The organism is Streptomyces sp. NPDC032721, from assembly GCF_055579625.1.
In genome coordinates this window covers 171,244-194,482 of sequence record NZ_JBVIMX010000001.1, presented here as the reverse complement: position 1 = coordinate 194,482, position 23,239 = coordinate 171,244, and the positions used below count along the sequence as shown (strand labels likewise).

19 protein-coding genes and 2 tRNA genes are annotated in these 23,239 nt (G+C 71.5%); 10 read left to right on the top strand and 11 right to left on the bottom strand.

Annotation, left to right across the window (positions count from 1 at the left end):
- The first annotated feature begins 51 nt into the window (after positions 1–51).
- From ACZ5PB_RS00830 to ACZ5PB_RS00820, 3 genes are all read left to right on the top strand, one after another.
- Complete coding sequence (locus ACZ5PB_RS00830; protein WP_468686614.1) at positions 52–1,689, top strand: GMC family oxidoreductase; 1,638 nt, start codon at positions 52–54, stop codon at positions 1,687–1,689.
- A gap of 59 nt (positions 1,690–1,748) precedes the next feature.
- Positions 1,749–1,822, top strand: a tRNA-Leu gene (locus ACZ5PB_RS00825).
- Positions 1,823–1,832: 10 nt separating this feature from the next.
- Positions 1,833–1,905, top strand: a tRNA-Leu gene (locus tag ACZ5PB_RS00820).
- Between the two features lie 9 nt (positions 1,906–1,914).
- On the opposite strand, the gene ACZ5PB_RS00815 is transcribed toward ACZ5PB_RS00820, so the two are convergent.
- Both ACZ5PB_RS00815 and ACZ5PB_RS00810 read right to left on the bottom strand, forming a co-directional pair.
- Positions 1,915–2,769 (bottom strand): hypothetical protein, encoded by an 855-nt coding sequence (locus ACZ5PB_RS00815; RefSeq protein WP_468686613.1) that lies wholly within the window; start codon positions 2,767–2,769, stop codon positions 1,915–1,917.
- A gap of 62 nt (positions 2,770–2,831) precedes the next feature.
- Positions 2,832–3,743: a chitosanase gene (locus ACZ5PB_RS00810; RefSeq protein WP_468686612.1), complete on the bottom strand. Its 912-nt coding sequence runs from the start codon at positions 3,741–3,743 to the stop codon at positions 2,832–2,834.
- A 94-nt stretch (positions 3,744–3,837) separates the two neighbouring features.
- On the opposite strand from ACZ5PB_RS00810, the gene ACZ5PB_RS00805 reads away from it, so the two are divergent.
- Positions 3,838–7,350, top strand: coding sequence for a hypothetical protein (locus tag ACZ5PB_RS00805; RefSeq protein WP_468686610.1), 3,513 nt, complete (start codon positions 3,838–3,840; stop codon positions 7,348–7,350).
- A gap of 388 nt (positions 7,351–7,738) precedes the next feature.
- Here the strand turns inward: ACZ5PB_RS00805 and ACZ5PB_RS00800 are convergent, their stop codons facing one another.
- The 7 genes from ACZ5PB_RS00800 to ACZ5PB_RS00770 form a co-directional block, all read right to left on the bottom strand.
- Positions 7,739–8,713 carry an acyl-ACP desaturase gene (locus ACZ5PB_RS00800; RefSeq protein ID WP_468686609.1) on the bottom strand — a complete coding sequence of 325 codons (975 nt, stop codon included), beginning with the start codon at positions 8,711–8,713 and terminating at the stop codon, positions 7,739–7,741.
- Between the two features lie 124 nt (positions 8,714–8,837).
- Positions 8,838–9,617, bottom strand: coding sequence for a dimethylargininase (ddaH, locus tag ACZ5PB_RS00795; RefSeq protein ID WP_468686607.1), 780 nt, complete (start codon positions 9,615–9,617; stop codon positions 8,838–8,840).
- A 118-nt stretch (positions 9,618–9,735) separates the two neighbouring features.
- Entirely contained in the window at positions 9,736–12,027 is a 2,292-nt protein-coding gene (locus tag ACZ5PB_RS00790) for an ATP-binding cassette domain-containing protein (protein WP_468686606.1), read from the bottom strand.
- A 43-nt stretch (positions 12,028–12,070) separates the two neighbouring features.
- Positions 12,071–13,762, bottom strand: coding sequence for an ABC-F family ATP-binding cassette domain-containing protein (locus ACZ5PB_RS00785; protein WP_468686605.1), 1,692 nt, complete (start codon positions 13,760–13,762; stop codon positions 12,071–12,073).
- Between the two features lie 376 nt (positions 13,763–14,138).
- On the bottom strand, positions 14,139–14,549 hold the full coding sequence (gene ssgD / locus ACZ5PB_RS00780) for a spore wall synthesis regulator SsgD (RefSeq protein WP_468686604.1): 411 nt from the start codon (positions 14,547–14,549) through the stop codon (positions 14,139–14,141).
- A gap of 164 nt (positions 14,550–14,713) precedes the next feature.
- On the bottom strand, positions 14,714–15,130 hold the full coding sequence (locus tag ACZ5PB_RS00775; protein WP_468686603.1) for a (4Fe-4S)-binding protein: 417 nt from the start codon (positions 15,128–15,130) through the stop codon (positions 14,714–14,716).
- A 34-nt stretch (positions 15,131–15,164) separates the two neighbouring features.
- Positions 15,165–15,482 carry a GNAT family N-acetyltransferase gene (locus ACZ5PB_RS00770; RefSeq protein ID WP_468686601.1) on the bottom strand — a complete coding sequence of 106 codons (318 nt, stop codon included), beginning with the start codon at positions 15,480–15,482 and terminating at the stop codon, positions 15,165–15,167.
- A gap of 102 nt (positions 15,483–15,584) precedes the next feature.
- On the opposite strand from ACZ5PB_RS00770, the gene ACZ5PB_RS00765 reads away from it, so the two are divergent.
- The gene (locus ACZ5PB_RS00765) at positions 15,585–16,688 is read left to right on the top strand and encodes a WD40/YVTN/BNR-like repeat-containing protein (protein ID WP_468686600.1); all 1,104 of its coding nucleotides are present in this window, start codon (positions 15,585–15,587) and stop codon (positions 16,686–16,688) included.
- Positions 16,689–17,091: 403 nt separating this feature from the next.
- Here ACZ5PB_RS00765 and ACZ5PB_RS00760 read toward each other — a convergent pair whose 3' ends face one another.
- Positions 17,092–17,391 (bottom strand): YciI family protein, encoded by a 300-nt coding sequence (locus ACZ5PB_RS00760; protein WP_468686599.1) that lies wholly within the window; start codon positions 17,389–17,391, stop codon positions 17,092–17,094.
- Positions 17,392–17,460: 69 nt separating this feature from the next.
- On the opposite strand from ACZ5PB_RS00760, the gene ACZ5PB_RS00755 reads away from it, so the two are divergent.
- Both ACZ5PB_RS00755 and mmpA read left to right on the top strand, forming a co-directional pair.
- Entirely contained in the window at positions 17,461–18,162 is a 702-nt protein-coding gene (locus tag ACZ5PB_RS00755; RefSeq protein WP_468686598.1) for an endonuclease V, read from the top strand.
- Between the two features lie 57 nt (positions 18,163–18,219).
- Positions 18,220–18,435: a morphogenic membrane protein MmpA gene (mmpA, locus tag ACZ5PB_RS00750; protein WP_468686595.1), complete on the top strand. Its 216-nt coding sequence runs from the start codon at positions 18,220–18,222 to the stop codon at positions 18,433–18,435.
- 32 nt (positions 18,436–18,467) lie between these two features.
- Here the strand turns inward: mmpA and ACZ5PB_RS00745 are convergent, their stop codons facing one another.
- Complete coding sequence (locus tag ACZ5PB_RS00745) at positions 18,468–19,667, bottom strand: saccharopine dehydrogenase family protein (protein ID WP_468686593.1); 1,200 nt, start codon at positions 19,665–19,667, stop codon at positions 18,468–18,470.
- 269 nt (positions 19,668–19,936) lie between these two features.
- On the opposite strand from ACZ5PB_RS00745, the gene ACZ5PB_RS00740 reads away from it, so the two are divergent.
- The 3 genes from ACZ5PB_RS00740 to ACZ5PB_RS00730 are packed head-to-tail and all read left to right on the top strand — an operon-like array spanning position 19,937 to position 23,219.
- Positions 19,937–21,043, top strand: coding sequence for a CaiB/BaiF CoA transferase family protein (locus ACZ5PB_RS00740; RefSeq protein ID WP_468686591.1), 1,107 nt, complete (start codon positions 19,937–19,939; stop codon positions 21,041–21,043).
- The gene (locus ACZ5PB_RS00735) at positions 21,040–22,065 is read left to right on the top strand and encodes an LLM class F420-dependent oxidoreductase (RefSeq protein WP_468686589.1); all 1,026 of its coding nucleotides are present in this window, start codon (positions 21,040–21,042) and stop codon (positions 22,063–22,065) included. The genes ACZ5PB_RS00740 and ACZ5PB_RS00735 overlap by 4 nt, the downstream gene beginning before the upstream one ends.
- Before the next feature lie 11 nt (positions 22,066–22,076).
- Positions 22,077–23,219, top strand: coding sequence for an acyl-CoA dehydrogenase family protein (locus ACZ5PB_RS00730; RefSeq protein WP_468686588.1), 1,143 nt, complete (start codon positions 22,077–22,079; stop codon positions 23,217–23,219).
- Positions 23,220–23,239 lie beyond the last annotated feature (20 nt).

Here is a 23,239-nt window from a genome sequence, read left to right as displayed (position 1 = left end):
CTGTGGACCGGTAGTAGACGCCGTGTCCAACAGTCAGCCAGGGGAGCCGAGTTGAGCCGCCGCATTTCCCGTACGCCGGGACCAGCAACCACCCTCGCGTACGACTACCTCGTCGTCGGCGCCGGATCGGCGGGCTGCGTGCTCGCCGCCCGGCTCTCCGAGGACCCCACCGTGCGCGTCGCCCTCATCGAGTCCGGCGGCCCCGACCGCCGCAGCAAGCCCGAGATCCGGATGCCCGCAGCCTTCCCGAAGCTCTTCGGGACCCCGTACGACTGGAACTTCCGCACCACCAAGCAGGAAGCCCTCGGCGGGCGCGAGCTGTACTGGCCGCGTGGCCATCTGCTCGGCGGCAGCTCCTCCATGAACGCCATGATGTGGGTGCGCGGCCACCGCGACGACTACGACGCCTGGGGCGAGGCGGCCGGCCACGAGTGGTCCTACGACGAGTTCGTACGCTACTTCCGGCGCGCGGAACGGTGGACCGGCGACGCCCCGGCGCACAGCGTGTACGGCACCGAGGGGCCGCTGTTCATCTCGCCGCCGCGCGACCCGAACCCGATCACCGGCGCCTTCATGGACGCCTGCCGGGAGGCGGGCATCCGCGAACTGTCCGAGCTCAACGGCCCCGACCACAGCGGCTGCGCCGTCACCCCGCTCAACCAGCGGCGCGGCAGCCGCTGGAGCGCCGCCGACGGCTATCTCGCGCCGGCCAGGCGCCGCCCCAACCTCGACGTCCTGACCGGGGCCAGGGTCCGCCGGCTCCGCTTCGACGGCGACACCCACCGCGTGACCGGCGTCGAGGCCGACGGGCTCGCCGGTACGCTCACCGCCCGTCGCGAGGTCATCCTCGCGGCGGGCGCCATCGGCTCCCCGTACCTCCTGATGCACTCCGGAATCGGCGAGAGCGACATGCTCCGCGAGGCCGGAATCACTCCGCGCGTCAGCTCGCCCGGCGTCGGCAGGCACCTCCAGGACCACCTGTCGACGGCCGTCACGCTGCGCTGCGACAACCCCGTCACCCTCACCGGCGCCGACACCCCCGCGAACCTCGCCCGTTACTTCGTCGCCGGGCGCGGTCCGCTGACCTCGAACGTGGCGGAGGCCGTCGCCTTCGTCCGCAGCACGCCCGAACTCGACGCCCCCGACCTGGAGTTGATCTTCGCGCCGGTGCCGTTCGTGAACCACGGGCTCACCCCGCCGACCGAACACGGACTCACCATCGGTGTCGTCCTGCTCCAGCCCGCCAGCTCCGGCCGCATCACCCCGGCCGGCCCCGACCCGGCCGACGGGCCGCGCATCGAACCCGGTTACCTCACCGACGACTTGGATCTGCGCCGGATCGTGGCGGGCGTACGGCGCGCGGAGAGCCTCTTCGCCGGGCGCGCCCTCGCCCCGTACACGAGCGGGCCGATGGGCCGCTACCCGGGCGTCGTCGGCGACGAGGAACTCATCGCCTCCCTGCGCGGCTCCCTCGAAACCCTCTACCACCCCACCGGCACCTGCCGGATGGGCCGCGACGGGGGCTCGGTCACCGACCCCAGGCTGCGGGTCAGGGGAGTGGACGGGCTACGGGTCGTGGACGCCTCCGTCATGCCGAACATCACCCGCGGCCACACCCACGCGCCGACCGTGGCGCTCGCGGAGAAGGCGGCGGAGCTGATCAGGGAGGATGCCCGCGAGGGCAGTTGACACCGGCAGGGTTGACACCGGCAGGGTTGACACCGGCGGTTAGGATCGGCCCGGTCACCGCGGGTCGTAGCGCAGAGGTAGACGCGCTCATTCAGCAGGTGAGGGTACGCCGGTTCGAATCCGGCCGCCCGCAGTGACGTGGCGGCCCTGTAGCGCAGAGGTAGACGCGCTCATTCAGCGGGTGAGGATACGTCGGTTCGAATCCGACCGGGGCCGCCGCTCATCTCACCGTCGCTTGCGACGGCGCGCCCGTACGTCGTCGAAGAGTTCCGGCACCGTACCCGTGAACTCCGGGAGTAGCCGCGCCAGATGGGCCCAGGCTGCGGTGTCGGCGCCGAGCGTGCCGCGCACCAGAGCGCGCAGCGGGCCGACGGCGTCCCGGCGGTCCGGGAAGGCGGTGAGGCCGTGGTGCAGGACCGCCAGCGCCTGGATCGCGGGCCGGTGCGTCTCCAGCAGATGGCGCGGGCTGTCGTAGATACCGGCCTTCCGCAGCCGCTGGGCGAACGCCGGGTGCGTGTCGAAGCAGGCGCGGGCCCAGTCCGGGCAGTCGGGCCGGATGGCCAGCGACCAGCGCGCGTACCCGGGAAACGGCTCCTGCCGGTCCGCCCGGACGACCGTCCCCCAGTCGTCCCGGCCGACCCGGCGCGCGGCCTTCTTGGCCCGCCGCATGGTGGCGCCAGCCCGGAGCGCGGCCACCAGCTCCGCCGGGTCCCCGAACCGGAACTCGTCCGCCGTGGCGTCCCCGGCCAGCCGTACGGAGTCCAGCACCGGCACCCGCTCACGGGCGCCCGGGGCGAACGGCAGCCCCTGCCGTATCTCGTCACGGATGACCCCCTCCAGGATCCGTGACCGGTAGACGACGGCGTTCAGCTCGGGGTCGTCGTGCTGGAGCATCCACAGGTGGCTGGAGGGCGGATGGACGACGGCGTACAGGTGCGACGAGGGCGAGGGCGGGCGCTCCCGCCACTCGCGCACCACGCGCTCCTCGGCCGGACCCGAGTGACCGGGTTCCGCGAGGGACAGCAGGAGCTGCAGCGGGGACCGGCCCCGCCAGAAGACCCCCTGCAAGGTCCCGGGCAAGCTCCCCGGCAACGACGTGCTCGCCCCGGACGGCACGGCAGCGACCCCCTCGGCCCGGTTCCTCAGTTGGTGATGCGGAACTCTTCCCCGTACATCTTCCAGGTCAGCGGCGGCTTGAGGTTCATGTTCCCCTTCTTGAGGAACTCCCGCTGCGCGGTGTCGATCCGGGAGGTGTCGTTCAGCGTCTTCTTCGTCCGGAGCACTTCGCGGGTCTCGTCGAGGAAGGCGTTCAGATAGTCCTTCTCGGCCTTGGCCTTCGCCTTGCCCTCGACCTCGGAGGGGGCCTTGACCTTCTTGCGCGCCGATTCGCGGATGCCGTAGAAGCCGCGCTTGTCGGTGCCCGGGCCGTGCAGGACCATCGCGTCGTAGTAGATGAACTGGCCGAGCGTGCCCAGGCCGTCCATCTTGGCGAGGTCCACCGCGGGCTTGAAGTAGTACTTGTCGCGGGCGTCGTCCTGCGCCTTGCGGAAGTCGGGCTCCTTCGCCGCGTGCTTCCACGCCTGGGTGAAGCCGGGGTCCAGACCCTCGTGGGAGGCGCTGCCGTCCACCTCGACGAGAGCGGGCAGGAAGCGGGCGAGCGAGTTGTCCGGGTGCGTCTTGGTGTAGTCCTGGATCAGCTGGAGCATGTCGTGCGTGCCCGAGGTGAAGCCGATGACTCCGGCCGTGTAGCCGTTGCCGTCACCGACGTCGCGGATCGAGGAGTACTGGCCGCGCCAGTTGAGCGTGGAGTTCTCCGCCGTGGAGATGATCTGCGCGGCCCGCTCCTTGACGGCGGGGTCCGCGAGACCGGGCGGCAGCTTGGCTATGAGTTCCTGGTCGGTCTTCGGCTTCTCGGGCTCACCGGCCGCCTCGCCGCCGTACTCGGTGGGCTCTTCGTAGATGGGGTCGTCCCCGCCGGGAGCGCCGCCGAATATGGCGGTGGCAACGATGGCGACCGGGGCGCCGATGAGGAACAGACGGGTCAGAGGTTTCACGCCGGACAGATTACGTGGCGCCGGAGGCGGTCCGGCGAGGTGCTCCCCGCCAAATTCATTACACCTCTGCGCAACAGGAGGGCACAATCCCCACATGCCCCTCACCGCACAGCGCAGGACCGACCGGCTGCTCGACGCCATCGACCCGCTTCCTCATCCGGAACGCCTGCGTCAACTTGCTTCTTGTGCAGGGGAGTTGGTCTCCGAGGGGATGCTGGGGCCGGTCCTGGAGGAGCTGGCCGGGCGGGGTCCGTACGGACGCGGACTGGCCGTCGTCGCCGCCTCGGTGGGCCGGGACACCGACTGGATCGCCGCCCGACTCGACGACCCGGATCGTTACGTGCGAGGCCATGCGCTGCGGGCCGCGGAGAGCCTGGGCGTGCCCGACGAGGCCTTCGTGACCGCGCTCGACGACGCCCCCGCGGTCGTACGGAGGGACCTGCTGCGCCACCTCGCCACCGGCTGCCGCCCCGCCCTCGCCGACCGGCTGGCCGACGAGGTACGCGCGACCTGGGGCGACCACGAGGCCGCCCGGCTGCTGCCCGGCTGCGGCGCGGACACCGTACGGCGGCTGCTGCCCGGCCTCTTCCACGCCGTACGGAGCTGGACCGCCCTCGCCAAGCGGCACCCGGCACTGCTGCTGGACGCCCTGGCGGCGGACCTGGCCGAACAGCCGGAGGGGTGGCGCGAGGCCTGGTGGGGGCGGTTCGGGGGCGCGGTGGCGCTGGTGGCGGGGGCTGCGGGAACGGATGCGGGCTCGGGGTCGGGGTCGGGGTCGGGGTCGGGTGAGCCTGTCGGTCCGGAGCTGCGCGCGCTGCCCGGCCGGGTGATCGACCTGCTCGGCGCGTACCCGCCCGCCCGGCTGCCGGACGGGCTGCGCGACCGCCTCGGGGTGCTCGCGACGGCCGAACCCGAGCGGCTGCTCCGGCTGTTGCTGACCCCCTTCGGCCTCTTGGTGTCCATCGGCGGCTACGTACGCGCTCCCGTCCTGCGGCGGATCGCCCGCCACGCCCCGTACGACCTGGTGGTGGCGTACGGCCGGGCCCTGGCGGGGCACCACGCCCTGCTGACCCTGCTGGCGGCGGTCCCGCCGTCCGGTCGCGTCGCGCTGTACCGCGCCTCGGTCGAGGGCACGCGGGCGGAGACGATCGCGATCGTGGACGAGTCGGTGCTGGGCGCCCTGCCACGGAGCGAGGTCGCCGGATTCGCCCGCGAGGTGGCGGACCGGGCCCGCTCCCTCGCCTTCGACCGGAACACGGTCCTGCGCGCGGAGCAGTTCCTTCCGCATGCCGAGGTGCGCGACCGGCTGATCGCCGCCACCCACCGCCCCGACGCCGACGACCGCGCCCTGGCGTGGCCCCTGCTGATCCGCAACGCGGCCCTGAGCGGCGACGCGTCGGCCGTGGACGCCGTACTGGCGGAGATGGCGCGGCTGCGCAACGAGCAGGACCCGGTGCGGAGCCCGGCACTGGCAGCCCTGGCGGCGACGCCCGTGCGGCTGCTGCGCGAGACGTCCGTCCCGCATCTCGACCGGATCGCCACGGACGCGGCCGAGGCCAGGGACGCCTCGTCGCAGGTACGGGTGGAACTCAGCAAACTCGCGGTGTCACTGCTGCGCACGCACGCCGGGAACGCCGGGACCCCCGGGGGCCCCGGGAACCCGCTCGTGGAATGGGCACTGCGCACCCTCGCCCGCACTTCGCGCACCACCGGAGAGATCCACCTCGGCGGCGGCCCCTGGCACCCGCGCGCCCTTCGCCTGGGCGCGGGCGCCACGGGGGCCGAAACCCTGGTCGTGACGGCGCTGCTGCCCACGCTGGAGACGGCGGCGGAGAAGGGCGACCACCGGCTGCTCCTCACCCTCGCGTCCGTACTCGACCGTTCGGCGCACCGGATTCCGGCACTCGGGGAACTCCTGTGGCGGGCGACCCGTTCCACGGACAAGGAAACGGCGAGCACCGCGATCGACCTTTGGCTGGCACCGCCCGCCGGCCGGGGCGAGAAGGTGGCACGGCTGCTCGCACAGGAGCCGGGTGCCGCGGTGCTGCCGCGCGTGCTCGAGGTGCTCACCACCGCGCGCACCGACCTGCTCGGCCACCTGCTCGGCGAGACCCCGCCCACCGGCCGCTTCGTCGACGAGGGCGAGCCGTGGCTCCTCCCGGTGGGCAGGGCCGCCCGCTGCTGGACGCCGAGCCAACACCAGGCGGCGGCAAGCCGGTTGGCGGCGATCGCGGACGACGAAGACATCTGGGAGGACGAGCGGGCGACCGCCGTCGCGCGCCTCGCGGAGCTGCCCGGTATCGGGGCGGACGAGGTGCGCCGCTGGACCGACGACGAGGAGGTGGCCGTAGCGGAGTCGGCACTGGCCGCCCTGGCCACCACCGACAGCCCGGCCGACACCCTCCCGGAACTCTTCGCCCTGGCGGGCACGGACCGGGCCCGGGCCGCCGTGTTCGCGGCCACCGGCGCCTCCCGCCACGCCCGCCCTTCGGTACTCGCGGGCCTGCTCCACGACCTCCTGGACCCGGCGGCCCGGCCCAGCAAGGTCAAGGTCAAGGTCAAGGTCACCAGCGCGAAGGAAGCGGTACGCCTGGCCGCACTGCGCCTCCCGCTGCCGGACGCGGTGGACCTGGTGACGCGCACCTACGCGACCCCGGACAGGCACCGCGACGTCCGGGCCGCATGCGTGACCCACGCGACGCGTCTGCTGGGCGACGAGCGCACCTGGGAAATGCTGGCGGACGCGGCGACGGGGAGCGCCACGGTGCTCCGGACGGCGGTCCTGGGCATCACCCCGGGAGACCTCGCGACCGGACTGCGCCCGCGCTACGCGCACCTGGTGCGGGAGGTGTGCGGCACTGACGACGCGGAGCTCGCGGCGCCCGCGCTGGCCGCGCTGGGGACGTGGGCGCGGTGGCTGCCCGGCGCCACGGACGTCCTGGTGACGGCACTCACCGACCTCACCGACCTGCGGCGCTGGCGGCCGGCGACGGACGCACTGGTGGCGGGTGCGCTGGCCCACGGCGAGAGCCGGACAGCCGTGCACCGTGCGCTGGAGATCCTCGCGACGACGGAGGAACCGAACGAGGACCTGCCGGCCCGTCGCCGCCTCGACCACCTGGTCACTGAGCTGTGCCGACTGGCGGACGGCAACTGGGGAGCGCCGCGGCCGGAGACGGCGCGTCCGGCGTTGTGGGCGGCGGGTGAAGTGCTCGCTGGGCACGAGGAGTTCGTGCCGTACGCGGCGGACCTGCTGGTGCGGGGGCTGGACCTGGACGCGGAGGGTCCGGGTCCGGCGCTGACCAGTCTGGCCCGACTGCTGGAAGGCCGCCCGGCATCGGCGGTACGGGTGGCGGAGACGCTGGGCGAGCGGGTCGGCGGGTACCGGCCGGAGGGCGATCCGGCGGTCCTGCTGGGCGAGGTACGACGCCTGGTCGCGGACGGCGGCCACGGTACGGGGCTGCTGGCGGCGGCGCTCACGGAGGCGTGCGGAACGCGGACGAACTGGGCGGGGGAGTGGCGGGGGGAGCTGGCCGCGCTGAGAGGCCACGGGCTGAGGGATGTACGCGACGAGGCCTTGGGCATCGTCACGAAGCCGGGCGCGTAAGGCGGGCAACGAGGAGCGGGCGGGAGCGAGTGGCCGCCCCCTTGCCCGCCCGTCCCGCCCCCGGGGGGCGGCCCCGCCGCCCAAGGGGAGACGCCAGGGGCGCGGGGAACTGCGCGAGCAACCACGAACCCACCCGCGCGTCGTAGACCCCTGGCCCCGCGGAGCGGTTTAGGTGAAGGGGTGGGGAGGGGCATCGCCCGCCGCAGGCGCGACCCCCTCGCACAGTCCGGGCGGCACGCCCAGACCGGACCCACTCCGCCGCAGGCGCGACCCGCTCGGGTGGCGAGCTCAGGTCGGCGCGCACCCGCACCCGTACCCCGCCGCAGGCGCCATCCGCGCGACCCGCCCGGGCGGCAGCCCAAGCCGGGAACCGCCCCGCCCCCGGAACTCAGCCCTGCGCCCGCGCCGCCTTCCGCGCCAGCCTCGCCGCCAGCTTCTCGTCGAACTTCGTCGCCTCCGAGTCCAGCCCGCCCATGTACAGCCCCAGCTCCTCCTGAGCCTTCAGCCCCTCCGCGCCGAGCCCGTCGATGTCCAGCACCTTCAGGTACCGCAGCACGGGCTGGATCACGTCGTCGTGGTGGATGCGGATGTTGTAGACCCCGCCGATCGCCATCTGCGCGGCCGCCCGCTCGAAGCCCGGCATGCCGTGTCCCGGCATCCGGAAGTTCACGACGACGTCCCGCACGGCCTGCATCGTCAGATCAGGAGCCAGTTGGAAGGCGGCCCCGAGCAGGTTCCGGTAGAAGACCATGTGCAGGTTCTCGTCGGTCGCGATGCGCGCCAGCATCCGGTCGCAGACCGGGTCGCCCGACTGGTGCCCGGTGTTCCGGTGCGAGATACGCGTCGCCAGCTCCTGGAAGGCCACGTACGCCACCGAGTGCAGCATCGAGTGCCGGTTGTCCGACTCGAAGCCCTCGCTCATGTGGGCCATCCGGAACTGCTCCAGCTTGTCCGGGTCCACCGCCCGCGAGGCGAGCAGGTAGTCGCGCATCACGATGCCGTGCCGGCCCTCCTCGGCCGTCCAGCGGTGCACCCAGGTGCCCCACGCGCCGTCCCGCCCGAAGAGGGACGCGATCTCGTGGTGGTAGCTCGGCAGGTTGTCCTCGGTCAGCAGGTTCACCACGAGGGCGATCCGGCCGATGTCGGTCACCTTGGACTGTGCCGGGTCCCACGCCTCGCCGTCCTCGAAGTAGCCGGGGAAGTTCCGGCCGTCCGACCACGGCACGTACTCGTGCGGCATCCAGTCCTTGGTGACCTTCAGGTGGCGGTTGAGCTCCTTCTCCACCACCTCTTCCAGCGCGAACAGCAGCTTGGCGTCGGTCCACGCCTCTGAGCTGCCGAGGTGGGGAGAGGTGATCGTCACGGGTACTCCTGAAGGGACGGGGACGAAGGCGGTTACCTACGGATTCGTAGGTTACGAGACCGTAGGTTAAGCGCGGCGTGAGCGCTGAGCCAAGTCCCCGCCCGCCCCGTACCACTACGTACCGTTATGTATGCAGGTCACGGAGTCGTACCGAGAGGCAAGTCACGCAGCCCTCCAGCTTTTCGAACTCGCTGATGTCCACCGGAACCGGAGAAAAACCCAAGTCCGAGAAGAGCTCCGCCGACTTCGGCGCACTCGCCGCCATCAGTACGGAGTTCCCGTTCAGGACGACGACATGCGCTCCCGCCTCCTCGGGAACCTCCAGGAACCGCGGAAACGCCGTCACGCTGTCCACCAGCGGTGCGTACCCGATCACGGTGCCGTCGGGCAGTGCCGTCACCGCCGACTTCAGGTGCAGCACCCGGCTCACCGGCACCGCCACCACCCGCGCCCCCAACGGCTCGAACGCCGCCCGGAGCTGTCGCACCCCCTCCGCGTTGGTCCGCCCTCCGCGTCCCACGTACACCGTGTCGCCGATCTTGAGGACGTCCCCGCCGTCCAGCGTTCCCGGCTCGCGGATCCGGTTCACCGAGCAGCCCAGCCGCTCCACCAGCACGGACTCGACGCCCGCCGTCTCCGCCCGCCGGGACTCCGCCCCCGGCCGCGCCATCAGTGCGACGTTGCGGAACACGACCACCGCGTCCTCGACGAACACCGCGTCCGGACAGTCGTCGGCGGGCTCCACCTCGACCGTTTCCCATCCGTACGCGTCCAGCACCGAGACGTACGTCTCCCACTGTGCGAGCGCCAACTCCACGTCCACCGGCTTCCGTTCGAGATGGGTGACGAGCCCTTCCGCGAGACGCGGACCCGGACGGCGGATGAGTGCTTTCCTGCTGGCCACGAGGCTTCTCCGATACGAGTACGAGAACGAGGTACTGCGACTGCGACTGCGGGCGCGACGCCACCTGCAACGGCGCCACACCCCCCCCCGCCCGAACGTACGCCCCACCCCCGCCCCTTCAGCCCCGCCCGTCCAGATCGCGCCTCAAGTACTCCGCCGTGAACGACCCTTCCCCCCGCCGCAGCAGCTCCTCCGGCGTCCCCTCGAAGACGATCTCGCCGCCGTGCTTGCCCCCGTCGGGGCCCAGGTCGATCACCCAGTCCGCGCGCTTGACCACGTCGAGGTTGTGTTCGACGCAGATCACCGAGTTGCCCGCGTCGACCAGCCGGTCGATCAGCGCCACCAGGGTGTCGACATCGGCCATGTGCAGCCCCGTCGTGGGCTCGTCGAGGACGTACACGCTCGCCGTACGGTGCAGTTGTGTCGCCAGCTTGATGCGCTGCCGCTCACCGCCCGACAGCGAACTCAACGGCTGACCGAGCGTCAGATAGCCAAGCCCCACGTCATTCAGCGTCCCCAACTTCCGTACCACCACCGGATCGTCGAAGACCTCCAGCGCCCGCACCACCGTCAGCTCCAGCACCTCCACGACCGAGAGCCCGCGCCACCGGTACTCCAGCACCTCGTCGTCGAAGCGCCGGCCCTCGCACGCCGGGCAGACCGTCGTCACCGGATCCATGAACGCGAGATCGGTCGACAGGGACCCCCGCCCCCCACAATTCCCGCACGCACCCGCCGAGTTGAAGGAGAACAGCGACACATCGACACCGTGCTCCTCGGCGAACAGCCTGCGGATCGTGTCCATGATGCCGAGGTACGTCGCCGGGGTGGAGCGGGACGACACCCCGATCGCCCTCTGGTCGATCACGATCGCCTCCGGGTGCGCGGCCGTGAACACCTCCGACACCAGCGTCGACTTCCCCGACCCGGCCACTCCCGTGACCACCGTCAGCACCCCCACCGGAAACGCCACGTCGACGCCCTTGAGGTTGTGCAGTTCGGCGCCGCGCACCGGCAGCCACCCAGTGGGGGAGCGGACCGCCTCCTTCAGCGGGGTGTGCCGCCGCAGACTGCGGCCGGTCAGGGTGTCCGAGCGGCGCAGCTCCTCGTACGGGCCCTCGAAGACGACCAGCCCGCCGTCGGCACCCGCACCCGGACCGAGGTCCACCACATGGTCGGCGGCAGCCATCACATCCCGGTCGTGCTCCACCACCAGCACCGTGTTGCCCTTGTCGCGCAACCGCACCAGCAGATCGTTGAGCCGCCCCACGTCACGCGGGTGCAGGCCCACCGTCGGCTCGTCGAAGATGTACGTCAGCCCGGTCAGCGAGCTCCCCAGATGCCGGACCATCTTCAGCCGTTGGCCCTCGCCGCCGGACAGTGTGGAAGTCTCCCGGTCCAGACTCAGATAGCCGAGCCCGATCCCCACCAGCCGCTCCAGCCGGTCCCGGGCCACTTCCGCGACCGGCGTGGCCACCGGGTCGTCGATCCGCCCCAGCACCTCCACCAGGTCGGCGACCTCCATGCGCAGCCAGTCGTGCAGGGAGAGCCCGTCGATCCGCGACTTGCGCGCGGCCTCGTTCAGCCGCGCCCCCTCGCACACCCGGCACACCCCCTGCTCGGTCAGCGCCGCCGCCGTCTCGCGCGACTTCGCGGACAACGTCGAGGTGTCCCGCTTGAGGTGCAGCCGCTCGAACCGGTCGACGACCCCTTCGTACTCGGCCATCGCCGACCCCGCCCGGTCCGCCGCCACGTCCACCCGCTGTCCCGCCGAGCCCTTGGGCGAGTACAGCAGCAACTGCCGCTCGTCGGCGGTGTACGTGTTCAGCGGTTTGTCCAGGTCGAAGAAGCCGGAGTGCGCGTACAGGTTCCACTGCCAGCTGCCGACCTGGGTGCCGGGCAGCCGCAGCGCGCCCCCGTTCAACGACTTCGTCCAGTCGATCGCCTTGTCGAGGTCGATCCGGACGGTGCGCCCGATGCCGTCGCAGGCCGGGCACATCCCGCTCGGATCGTTGAAGGAGTACGCGGTGGCCGGGCCGGCGGACGGGACGGAATGCCGCGAGAACAGCACCCGTAGCACCGCGTTGATGTCGGTCATCGTGCCGACGGTGGAACGGACGTTGCCGCCGACCGGCTTCTGGTCGACGACGATCGCCACCGACAGGTCGTCGATGGTGTCCACCTGCGGCCGTGCGTACTTCGGCAGCCGGTTGCGCAGGAACGAGGTGAAGGTCTCGTTGAGCTGCCGCTGCGACTCGACCGCGATCGTGTCGAAGACGACCGAGGACTTGCCCGATCCGGAGATGCCGGTGAAGACGGTGATGGTGCCCTTGGGGACGGCGAGGGAGACGTCCCTGAGGTTGTTCTCCCTCGCGCCCGTGACCAGGATGCTCGCTGCGTCGATTGCCATGACATCGACGCTAGAACCCAAACCGGACACCCACTGTCTGGTATTACCCGGCCCGACTCAAGCCCTCCTCACCCCCGTCGCCCGCCTGCTCTCCTTCCTGCTCCCCCTCGTCCTCATCGCTCTCCTGATCCGCCCCGAGGTGCAGCTGCCGGGTGATCCCGATCGAGTCCAGGAACGGCTGGTCGTGACTGGCCACGATCAGCGCACCCTCGTACGCCTGCAATGCCTCGGTCAGCTGCCGCACGCTCGCCATGTCGAGGTTGTTCGTCGGCTCGTCGAGCATCAGCAGCTGCGGCGCAGGATCGGCCAGCAGCAGCGCGGCGAGGGTCGCCCGGAAGCGCTCGCCGCCGGACAGCGTGCCCACCGACTGGTCGGCCTTGGCGCCCTTGAACAGGAAGCGGGCCAGCCGCGACCTGATCAGGTTGTTGGTCGCCGAAGGGGCCAGCAGCGCCACGTTCTGTGCCACGCTCAGCGAGTCGTCCAGCACGTCCAGCCGCTGCGGCAGGAAGCGCAGCGGCACCAGCCGCCGCACCTCGCCCGAGACCGGCTCCAACTGCCCGGCGATGGTGCGCAGCAGGGTCGTCTTGCCCGCCCCGTTGCGCCCGGTCAGCGCCACCCGCTCGGGGCCGCGCAGCTCGAACTCCCCGTCCAGGGCGGCCCCGTACGGCATCTCCAGATCCTTCACGAGCAGTACGCCGCGCCCCGGATGGACCGTGGTGTACGGCAGCTCGATGCGGACCTCGGCGTCCTCCCGGATCAGCTCCTCCGCCTCGCTGAGCTTCTCCTTGGCGTCCTTCAGCCGCTCGGTGTGGATGGCCTTGTGCTTGCCGGCCGACTCCTGGGCGGCCCGCTTGCGCAGCCCCATCACGATCTTGGGCTCGCGCTTCTGCTCGGCCATCTTCTGGCCGTACTTCTTGCGCTTCGCCAACTTGAGCTGTGCGTCGGCCAGTTCGCGCTTCTGCTTCTGTACGTCGGCCTCGGCGACCCGAACCATGCGGGTGGCGGCCTCCTGCTCGACGGCGAGCGCCTCCTCGTACTCGGAGAAGGTGCCGCCGTACCAGCGGACCTCGCCGTCGCGCAGATCGGCGATCTGGTCGACGCGCTCCAGGAGTTCCCGGTCGTGGCTGACCACGACGAGCACCCCGGACCAGGCCGACACGGCGTCGTACAGCCGCTGCCGGGCCCGGAGGTCGAGGTTGTTCGTCGGTTCGTCGAGGAGGAGCACATCGGGCCGGCTCAACAGCAGGGCCGCGAGCCGCAGCAGTACGGACTCGCCGCCGGACACCTCGCCGATGGTGCGGTCGAGGCCGATGTGGCCGAGCCCGAGGCCGTCGAGGGTGGCGCGGGCGCGCTCCTCCACGTCCCAGTCGTCGCCGACGGCGGTGAAGTTCTCCTCGCTGGCGTCACCGGCCTCGATGGCGTGCAGCGCGGCGCGGGTCTCCGCGATCTCCAGGGCCTCGTCGACCTTGAGCCCGGTGTCGAGCACCAGGTTCTGCGGCAGGTAGCCGATGCTGCCGGCCACCTTCACCTTGCCCCCGGAGGGGGTGAGCGCTCCGGCGAAGAGCTTCAGCAGGGTCGACTTCCCGGATCCGTTGACCCCGATGAGGCCGGTACGGCCGGGGCCGACGGCCAGCTGGAAGTCCTCGAAGACGGGGGTGCCGTCGGGCCAGGAGAAGGACAGGGCGGTGCAGGTGAGCGAAGTGCTGGGGGACTGTGCGTGGGAATAGGCGGACAAGAGGGCCTCCTGGTTGCGTGAGTGGAGCGGGGCAACTTGTGGAGACACCGGAGAAACGTGCGGACCTCGTGCCGGGGCGGATTCTCCTCGGCGGGAAGGGTCCTGAGTCCTGCGTCAGACCGTCAGCAGAGCGCGCCGGAACGGCGACGACAGCCAGCAGAGCTGCGACGGAACAGAAGCACGGAAGAGGCCCTGCGGGGAGAAAGACGGCTCGAACGCCGAGGTCGCACACGGCACGCGGAATGTCGCAGCACACTCATGGGTGGCTGCCTCGCGGCGCGGTGTCCCGGACCTCAGACGCGCAACGGCCTTCTCCAATCAACGACAACAGGGCGAGAGCAAGCCTACGCCCGCCCGATCGACGCACGCAAACGATTTAACTGCTGAGCAGTTCCGCCAGGTCCTGGTCCACGTCCAGATACTGGTGCTCGGTGCCGGACGGCACGAGCTCCTGGGTCTCCGTCAGGAAGCGGCGCAGTTCGGAGGTGCGGATGTGCACCATCGCGACCCCCTCGGAGGCGTGGAACTCCAGCACCGTCCGCCCGTACCCGTAGGGCCGCACCAGTACGTCACCCACGCCGGCCGACTCGTCGAGCCCCGCCGCCAGCAGCTCCCGCGCGAACGTCCAGACCACCTCGATGCCCTCCAGGGTGGCCGGGGGCGGAAAGGCCATGCGTACGGCGAAGGGATCCGCGCGGTCGTAGTGGAGCGTCGCGGGGACGTTCTCCAGCTGCGGCGCGGAGGAGATCAGTCGGGCCTGTACGGCCTGCTCGATGACGGTGGACAAGGCCAGCACCTCTCATGCTCGGTGGATGCGTCCTGCCGCCCTGTAGGACGTCGGAACGCGCGAATCCGTGCACATGGAAACGGCGTGAGCTGCATCACCCGGCGCGCCGGGCAATACCCGATCCCCTTTTCGATTCCGCTGACGGCCCCTCTTCCGGCCTCGGCTCACGTCGCTCCGCAGGCACCTGCGTGGTCGCAGTAGGGCTGGTTCCCGCTGTCACCGCAGCCACACAGCATCACCCGTGTCTCATGGTGCGGACCGTGTGAAGTCTCGACCGTGAGTTCCCCTCGTATCAGGAGCTGTCCGGTCGCATTGCGGGAGATCACCGTCGGCTGTTCGGCGGTCTCGGCGGGCCCGCCGGGGAACCGGTACTGCAGCGCACCGCTGGGACACCGTCTGATCACCTCGGCCACCAATTCGGGCGCCGCGTCGTCCGGGCTGATCCACGGCCGCCGCGCCAGGTCGAATACCTCGGGCAGCCCGCGTACGCACTCGGCGGCGTGCAGACAGCGAGCGGGCTCGAAGGTCACGGCGACCTGCTCGCCCCGGTACTCCTTCACCTTGCGTGCTTCGTCGGCCATGAGGCCTCCTCGTGGAGCTCTTCTCGTGGAGAGGTCAGTCCTTGACCGAGCTGTCGCCCTTGTAGAGCAGGTCCTGGTACTCGGGATGTCTGGCGATCCAGCCCGCGTAGAACGGACAGACGGCGAGCACCCGCAGCCCGGCCTCCCGCGCGTCGTCGAGCGAGCGCCGGACGAGTGCGCCGCCGATGCCGCGCCCCTCGTGGGCCAGGTCCACCTCGGTGTGCACGAAGGCGATGAGCTCGTGGGTCCGCATGTACTGCGCGAGGCCCGCGGGCTCCTCGACGCCGTCCACGCGGGCTTCGTACTGCCCGGAGTCCCGCGCATCGACGATCTCGACTGCCGTACCGGCCATACCTGCTCCTCCTCGGTTCCCCACCACCATAGGAACGGGCGCCCCTGGCCGCACTCTGGACGACAGCAGTCCGGTCGGCTAGCTTCCAGCGCCATGAGGGGTATGGGGAACACGAGACGAATGGTGTCGCTGGGGCTGGGCATGGCGGCGGTGGCGGCCGCGCTGGTAGGCGCACCGGCACAGGCGGCGGACGCGGGCGCGGGTGCGGACGCTCACGCTGACGCGCGGCTCCGGTCGGGATGGCAGCTGACGGACACGGGAGTGACGGACGTACGGTTCCGAGGCCTCGCGGCGGTGAACCGCAACACCGCCTGGGTGGCGGGCTCCAAGGGCACCGTGCTGCGCACCTCGGACGGCGGCAGGACGTGGGCGAACGTATCGCCGCCGGGAGCGGCCGCACTCGAATTCCGGGACATCGAGGCCTTCGACGGCCGACGGGCGGTGGTCCTGGCCATCGGCGAGGGCGAGGCCTCCCGGACGTACCGCACCGAAGACGGCGGTCGCACCTGGACGGAAACCTTCCGCAACCCCGACCCCAAGGCCTTCTACGACTGCCTCACCTTCTTCGACAGCCGCAACGGGCTGGCGATGAGCGACCCGGTGGACGGCAAGTACCGCATCCTGTCGACCGGCGACGGAGGCAAGTCCTGGAAGGTCCTGCCGAACACCGGGATGCCGGACGCCCTGCCCGGCGAGGCGGGCTTCGCGGCGAGCGGCCAGTGCCTGGTGAGCAACGGCCCGCGGGACGTGTGGCTGGCCACGGGCGGTGGGGCGCGCGGCCGGATCATGCACTCGGCGGACCGGGGCCACACCTGGAAGGTCACGGACACGACGATCCCCGGGGGAGACCCGGCCCGAGGAGTCTTCGGCGTGGCCTTCCGCGACCGTACGCACGGGATCGCGGTCGGCGGTGACTACCGCGCGGGCCAGCCGTCACCGAAGTCCGCGGCCCGCACCTCGGACGGCGGCCGCCACTGGCACGAGGCAACGACCTCCCCGACCGAATACCGCTCGGGCGTCACGTGGCTGCCACGCAGCCGGTCGGTGGCCCTGGCGGTGGGACCGACGGGCACGGACCTCACGCTGAACGCGGGGCGGTCGTGGCGGAAGATCGATGAGGGGTCGTTCGACACGGTGACGTGTACGGGGGACTTGGGGTGCTGGGCGGCGGGGGAGAGGGGGAGGGTGGGGAGACTCGCCTTCTGAGACCGGGCGGGGGGTCGGGGGCGGGGGTCCGCTGCGCGGGCTTTTCCCCTCCCCGCCCCTTCCCGAAACTGGGGCTCCGCCCCAGACCCCGGCCCGGGCGGGGGTGGGTGGGCTGCCGACCGGGGGCGAGCAGGTGGCGGGCCCGGCCACGGCCGGTGGTCATGTGCGGGTTGTTCGTGGCTGGCCGCGCAGTTCCCCGCGCCCCTGAGTACTCGTAGTTGGGGGCGCGGGGAACTGCGCGAGCAACCACCCACCGGCCCGCGCGTGCGAACCCCTGGCCCCGCGGAGCGGTTTAGGTGAAGGGGTGGGGTGGGGCATCGCCCGCCGCAGGCGCGACACCGCTCGACGGGCTGGGTGGCATGCCTTGCCCCCTGCCATGCGGCACCGGCCGGTCGTGGCGTTTCTACGTCACCGGCTGCTGGCGGTAGGCCTCCAGCCCCGGCGCCGTCTTCGTGGCCACGAATTCCGTGATCCGGTATTCGCACACCTCACCCGTCACGAACGGGTCCCCCGCCGCCACCGCCTCGATCTCCTCCCGCGAGTCCGCGACCGCGAGAATCACCCCGCCGTCGCGCGGCTGCTTCCGCCCGGAGGCGAGGAAGTGGCCCGCCGCGTACTGCGCGTCCAGCCACGTCACGTGGTCGGTCATCAGTGCGTCCACGCGTTCCACGGGCGCCGTGTAGGTCAATTCGAGTACGAACATGATCGCCAGCGTACCGACCGCCCCCGGCACCCCCGACTGTCAGACCCACCTCCTACAGTGGCGAGCACGATGAACACGACGCCCCGCCACACCGCCACCACCCCGGCCGACGAAGCCGCCGCCCGCGCGCTTCAGGACGAACTGCGGGTGCGCGTCGTGCTGGACGAGGCCGGGCCGCCGCCGGGCAGCGGCCGGGTCACCGGAGTCGACGTGGCGTACGACGACGAGCGCGACCTCGTCGTCGCCGCGGCCGTCGTCCTCGACGCCGCGACGCACGCCGTCGTGGCGGAGGCCACCGCCGTCGGCCGGGTGGAATTCCCGTACGTGCCGGGGCTGCTGGCGTTCCGTGAGATACCGACCGTGCTCGCGGTCCTCGGCGAACTCACCACCGACCCCGGGCTCATCGTCTGCGACGGTTACGGGCAGGCGCACCCCCGCCGCTTCGGGCTGGCCAGCCATCTCGGTGTGCTCACCGGCCGGCCCGTCATCGGCGTCGCCAAGAACCCGTTCACCTTCCACTACGAGCAACCAGGGCCCCGCCGGGGCGATTTCTCCCCGCTGCTCGACACCGAGGACGGCACGGAGGTCGGCCGTGCCCTGCGCACCCAGGACGGGGTGAAGCCGGTCTTCGTCTCCGTCGGCCACCGTGTCTCGCTCGACAACGCCTGTGCGCACACCCTGCGGCTGGCCGCCGAGTACCGCCAGCCGGAGACCACCCGCCGCGCCGACGCGCTCTGCAGACGGGCGCTCGCCGAAGCCCTCGGTGAGTAGCACGACTGAGTACGCGTACGGATGTGGAAAACGGCCAGCACGGGACAGGGTGATCACATGACCACGAGCATGATGACGATGAGGGTCCACGTCGATACCGGCGTGGACAGGGACAATGACACCTCGCCCGCCGTTCCCGAGTACTTCGAGTCCGTCACCGTCCACCGGGCGGGCCGCCGGATGGCGGTGACCGTGCTGGTCGGCGTCCTCGCGATGGTGGGGTGGACGGGCGGCATGATCTACACCATCTCGGGCTGGATATCCGGCCCCTGAGCCAGCCGTACGACCCCGGAAACCGCCCGCCCTCACTCCACGTGCGCCACCCGGAACCGGATCCCCGCCCGTTCCAGCCGTCCCGTCAGCGCGTCGCCCATCGCCACCGCCGTCGTCACCTGCCCGGCCGTCGCGGGCAGTTCGTCGAGGGCGAGGCAGAGGGCCGACTCGGCGAGCATCTTCGCCGTCTCGCCGTACCCCGGGTCACCGCCGGACACCTCGGTGAAGACCCGCCGGCCGCCGCCCTCCCCGACGAACCGCACCGTGAACCGGCTCTTCGCCCGGCGCGCCTCGTCCGGGCCCGTCCCCGGCGCGATCACCGAGCCCAGCCACTTCCTGGCCGCCGGAACCTGCGCCAGCGCGAGCACCGAGCCCGCCGCCAGGACCCCGCCCGCCGCGACCGGCAGCCGCTTCACCCCGGCGAAGTGCCGGTAGCGGAAGTCGGGACCGTAGCGCTCCAGCGCCGTCGCCGACCGGTGGACGATCTGCGCGTCCAGCGTCGGCAGCGGCAGCGCCCAGGCGCCCACCTCACGGCTGCGGTGCGGGGACCCGAAGGGCGTGCTCACCCGCCGGCCGCCGCCCGGACCCGGCTCGGCCGCGCGCCGCTCCCGCGCCGCCGCCAGCATCTGCCGCCCGCGCCCCATCGCCTCAAGCGCCGACGCGAACGTACCGCCGGAGAACATCGCCTCGGTCCGAACGAAGCCGTCGATCCGCACCGGCACGCCCTCCGGCAGCTGCCGCACCGTGAAGTACGCACCCAGGTCGTGCGGTACGGAGTCGAACCCGCACGCGTGCACCAGCCGCGCCCCGCTCTGCCGCGCCGTCCCGTCGTACGCCAGGTACATCCGGTCCACGAACTCCGGCTCGCCGCACAGGTCGACGTAGTCCGTACCCGCCACCGCACACGCGGCGACCAGTCCCTCGCCGTGCCGGAGGTACGGGCCCACGGTCGTGGCCAGCGCCCGGGTGCTGCGGGCGAGTTCGCGCAGCGATGCCGGGTCGCCCGAGTCCGCCCGCAGCAACGGCAGTTCCGCGCAGTCGGGGTTGATCTTCGCCAGCCGCTCCCTGACCTGCTCCAGCTTGGCGGGCGTACGTCCGGCCAGCGCCCAACGGCAGCCTTCCGGGGCCCGCAGCGCGAGGTAGCGCGCCGTCAGTTCGCCCGCGAAACCGGTCGCGCCGTACAGCACGATGTCGTAGGGCCTGTCTGCGGAGCTGTCGTTCGGACGCGGCATGCCGTTCCTCCAGTCGTCGAGCAGTCGTCGGGCCAACCCACCCTAAGCGCTTGCTCAATCACTCGGCCCAAGGGGCTTGTGCAGAGTGGAACACGTTCTTAGCATCACTGCTGTTACATCAGTTGTGTCACAGTGCTGGGGGCTTGATGGCAGGGACAGCAGGCACGAGGACCGGACGATCCGGCGACACTGCGGGCGAGAGCGCGGGAGCTGACACGGGCACGGACACGGGCACGGGCGCGAAAGGCCCTCTCGCCGGGGTGCGTGTGGTGGAACTGGCCGGCATCGGGCCCGGCCCCTTCGCCGCCATGTGCCTCGCCGACCTGGGCGCCGACGTGGTGCGGGTCGACCGGCCCGGCGGCCCGGGAATCGGCGGCGACCCGGCCGACGACCTCACCAACCGGGGCAAACGCTCGGTCCTGGTGGACCTCAAGTCGCCCGAGGGCCCCGGCCAGGTGCTCGACCTCGTGGAGCGCGCCGACCTCCTCATCGAGGGCTACCGCCCCGGTGTCGCCGAACGCCTCGGCGTCGGCCCCGACGCCTGCCTCGCCCGCAACCCCAAGCTGGTCTACGGCCGGATGACCGGCTGGGGCCAGGAGGGCCCGCTCGCCCAGCGGGCCGGCCACGACATCGCGTACCTCGCCCTCACCGGCACCCTCGGCATGATCGGCAAGCCCGACGAGCCGCCGACCGTCCCCGCCAACCTGGTCGGCGACTACGCGGGCGGCTCGCTCTACCTGGTCATCGGCGTACTCGCCGCCCTCCAGCACGCCCGCACCCCCGGCGGCACCGGCCAGGTCGTGGACGCCGCGATCGTCGACGGCGCCAGCCACCTGGCCACCATGCTGCACGGCATGCTCGCGGCCGGCGGCTGGCAGGACCGGCGCGGGGCGAACCTGCTCGACGGCGGCTGCCCCTTCTACGGGACGTACGAGACCTCCGACGGCAAGCACATGGCGGTCGGCGCGCTGGAGCCGCAGTTCTACGCCCGGTTCACCGACCTCCTCGGCATCGGGGGCATCGCCCCCGACCGGAGCGACCTCGCCCGCTGGGGCGAACTGCGCGAGACCATCGCCGCCCGCTTCAAGGAGCGCACCCGCGACGAGTGGACGGCCGTCTTCGAGTCCTCGGACGCCTGCGTGGCTCCCGTGCTGTCGATGCGCGAGGCCCCTGCCCACCCGCACCTCGCCGCCCGGGGCACCTACGTCGAGCACGAGGGCGTCACCCAGCCCGCGCCCGCACCCCGCTTCTCCGTCACCCCCGGCGCCCTCGGCCGGGGCCCCGCGCTGCCCGGCGCGGACACCGCCGAAGTGGCGGCCGACTGGAACGTACCGAACCTCCTCAAGACCGAGTCCGAGAACGAGGCCGACCAGTGAAGATCTCCCTGCCGCTGAGCTACGCCGGCGACCCCCGCGAGGCCTGTGACCAGGTCGCCGCCCTGGAGTCCGCCGGGCTCGACGCCGTCTGGGTCGCCGAGGCGTACGGCTTCGACTCGCCCACGATCATGGGCTACCTCGCCGCCCGCACCTCCCGCATGCAGATCGGCGCGGGCATCCTCAACGTCTACTCCCGCACCCCCGCCCTGATCGCCCAGACCGGCGCCGGACTCGACGCGATCTCCGGCGGCCGGGCACTCCTCGGTCTCGGCGCGTCCGGACCCCAGGTCATCGAGGGCTGGCACGGCAAGCCGTACGACAAACCGCTCGGCCGCACCCGCGAGACCGTCGAGCTGTGCCGTCGCATCTGGAAGCGCGAGGTCATCGACCACCACGGCATCACCGACATGCCGCTGCCCAAGGAGAAGGGCGGCAAGCTGAGCAAGCCGCTCAAGATCCTCACGCGCCCCGTCCGCGACACGATCCCGCTGTACGTCGCCTCGCTCGGCCCCGCCAACGTCCGGCTCACCGCCGAGATCGCCGACGGCTGGCTGCCCACCCTCTTCCTCCCCGAGAAGGCCCACCAGGTGTGGGGCGGCGCGCTCGCCGAGGGCAACGCACTGCGCGACCCGGCGCTCGGCCCGCTGGAGACCGTCGCGGGCGGCCTCCTCGCCATCGGTGAGGACGCCGCCGCCGTACGGGACCTCGCCCGCCCGCAGATCGCCCTGTACGTCGGCGGCATGGGCGCCAAGGGCAAGAACTTCTACAACGACCTCGCCGTCGCCTACGGCTACGAGGCGGAAGCCGCCAAGATCCAGGACCTCTACCTCCAGGGCAGGAAGAAGGAGGCGGAGGCCGCCGTCCCCGACGAGTTCTGCGAACTCATGTCGCTGTGCGGTCCCGAGAGTTACGTACGCGAGCGCGTCGAGGCGTTCCGGGCGGCCGGCGTGACCATGCTCAACGTCATTCCCGTCGGCCCCGAACCGGCCAAGCTCATCGAAACCGTCAAGAACTGGCTGTAGGGGGAGAGAAGTTGAAGCGCCGGATTTTCACCGCCGAGCACGAGGCGTTCCGCGACACCGTCCGCACCTTCCTCAACAAGGAGGTGCTGCCGTACTACGAGCAGTGGGAGAAGGACGGCATCGTCAGCCGCGAGGCCTGGCTCGCCGCCGGAAAGCAGGGCCTGCTCGGCCTCGCCGTACCGGAGGAGTACGGGGGCGGCGGGAACGCCGACTTCGTCTACAGCGCCGTCCTCGCCGAGGAGTTCACCCGCGCCGGGGCCGCCGGCCTCGCCGTCGGCCTGCACAACGACATCATCGGTCCCTACCTCACTGGGCTGGCCACCGAGGAGCAGAAGCGCCGCTGGCTGCCCGGCTTCTGCACCGGCGAGACCATCACCGCCATCGCGATGACCGAGCCGGGCGCGGGCTCCGACCTCCAGGGCCTCCGTACCTCCGCCGAGGACAAGGGCGACCACTGGCTGCTCAACGGCTCCAAGACGTTCATTTCCAACGGCATCCTCGCCGACCTGGTCATCGTCGTCGCCAGGACCTCCCCCGAGGGCGGTGCCAAGGGCCTCTCCCTGCTCGTCGTCGAACGCGGCGCGGAGGGCTTCGAGCGCGGCCGCAACCTCGACAAGATCGGACAGAAGGCGCAGGACACCGCCGAGCTCTTCTTCCACGACGTCAAGGTCCCCAAGGAGAACCTCCTCGGCGAACTGAACGGCGCGTTCATCCACCTGATGACCAACCTCGCCCAGGAGCGCATGGGCATCGCGGTCGCCGGGATCGCCGCCGCCGAACACCTCCTGGAGATCACCACCCAGTACGTCAAGGAGCGCGAGGCGTTCGGCAGGCCGCTGGCCAAGCTCCAGCACATCCGCTTCGAGATCGCCGAGATGGCCACCGAGTGCGCCGTCACCCGTACGTTCCTCGACCGCTGCATCGTCGATCACTCCAACGGGGAACTCGACGCCGTCCACGCGTCGATGGCGAAGTGGTGGGCCACCGAACTCCAGAAGCGCGTTGCCGACCGCTGCCTCCAGTTGCACGGCGGGTACGGCTACATGAGCGAATACCGGGTCGCGAAAGCCTTCACCGACGGCCGCATCCAGACGATCTACGGCGGAACCACGGAGATCATGAAGGAAATCATCGGCCGCTCCCTCCTGGGATGACCCAGCACCCCTCACTCCCT

Coding starts and splice junctions, on each gene's coding strand:
- ACZ5PB_RS00805 (WP_468686610.1), top strand. CDS start 3,838: ATGCCCCTCACCGCACAGCGCAGGACCGACCGGCTGCTCGACGCCATC.
- mmpA (WP_468686595.1), top strand. CDS start 18,220: ATGACCACGAGCATGATGACGATGAGGGTCCACGTCGATACCGGCGTG.
- ACZ5PB_RS00790 (WP_468686606.1), bottom strand. CDS start 12,027: ATGGCAATCGACGCAGCGAGCATCCTGGTCACGGGCGCGAGGGAGAAC.
- ACZ5PB_RS00775 (WP_468686603.1), bottom strand. CDS start 15,130: ATGGCCGACGAAGCACGCAAGGTGAAGGAGTACCGGGGCGAGCAGGTC.
- ACZ5PB_RS00770 (WP_468686601.1), bottom strand. CDS start 15,482: ATGGCCGGTACGGCAGTCGAGATCGTCGATGCGCGGGACTCCGGGCAG.
- ACZ5PB_RS00760 (WP_468686599.1), bottom strand. CDS start 17,391: ATGTTCGTACTCGAATTGACCTACACGGCGCCCGTGGAACGCGTGGAC.
- ACZ5PB_RS00755 (WP_468686598.1), top strand. CDS start 17,461: ATGAACACGACGCCCCGCCACACCGCCACCACCCCGGCCGACGAAGCC.
- ACZ5PB_RS00745 (WP_468686593.1), bottom strand. CDS start 19,667: ATGCCGCGTCCGAACGACAGCTCCGCAGACAGGCCCTACGACATCGTG.
- ACZ5PB_RS00765 (WP_468686600.1), top strand. CDS start 15,585: ATGGGGAACACGAGACGAATGGTGTCGCTGGGGCTGGGCATGGCGGCG.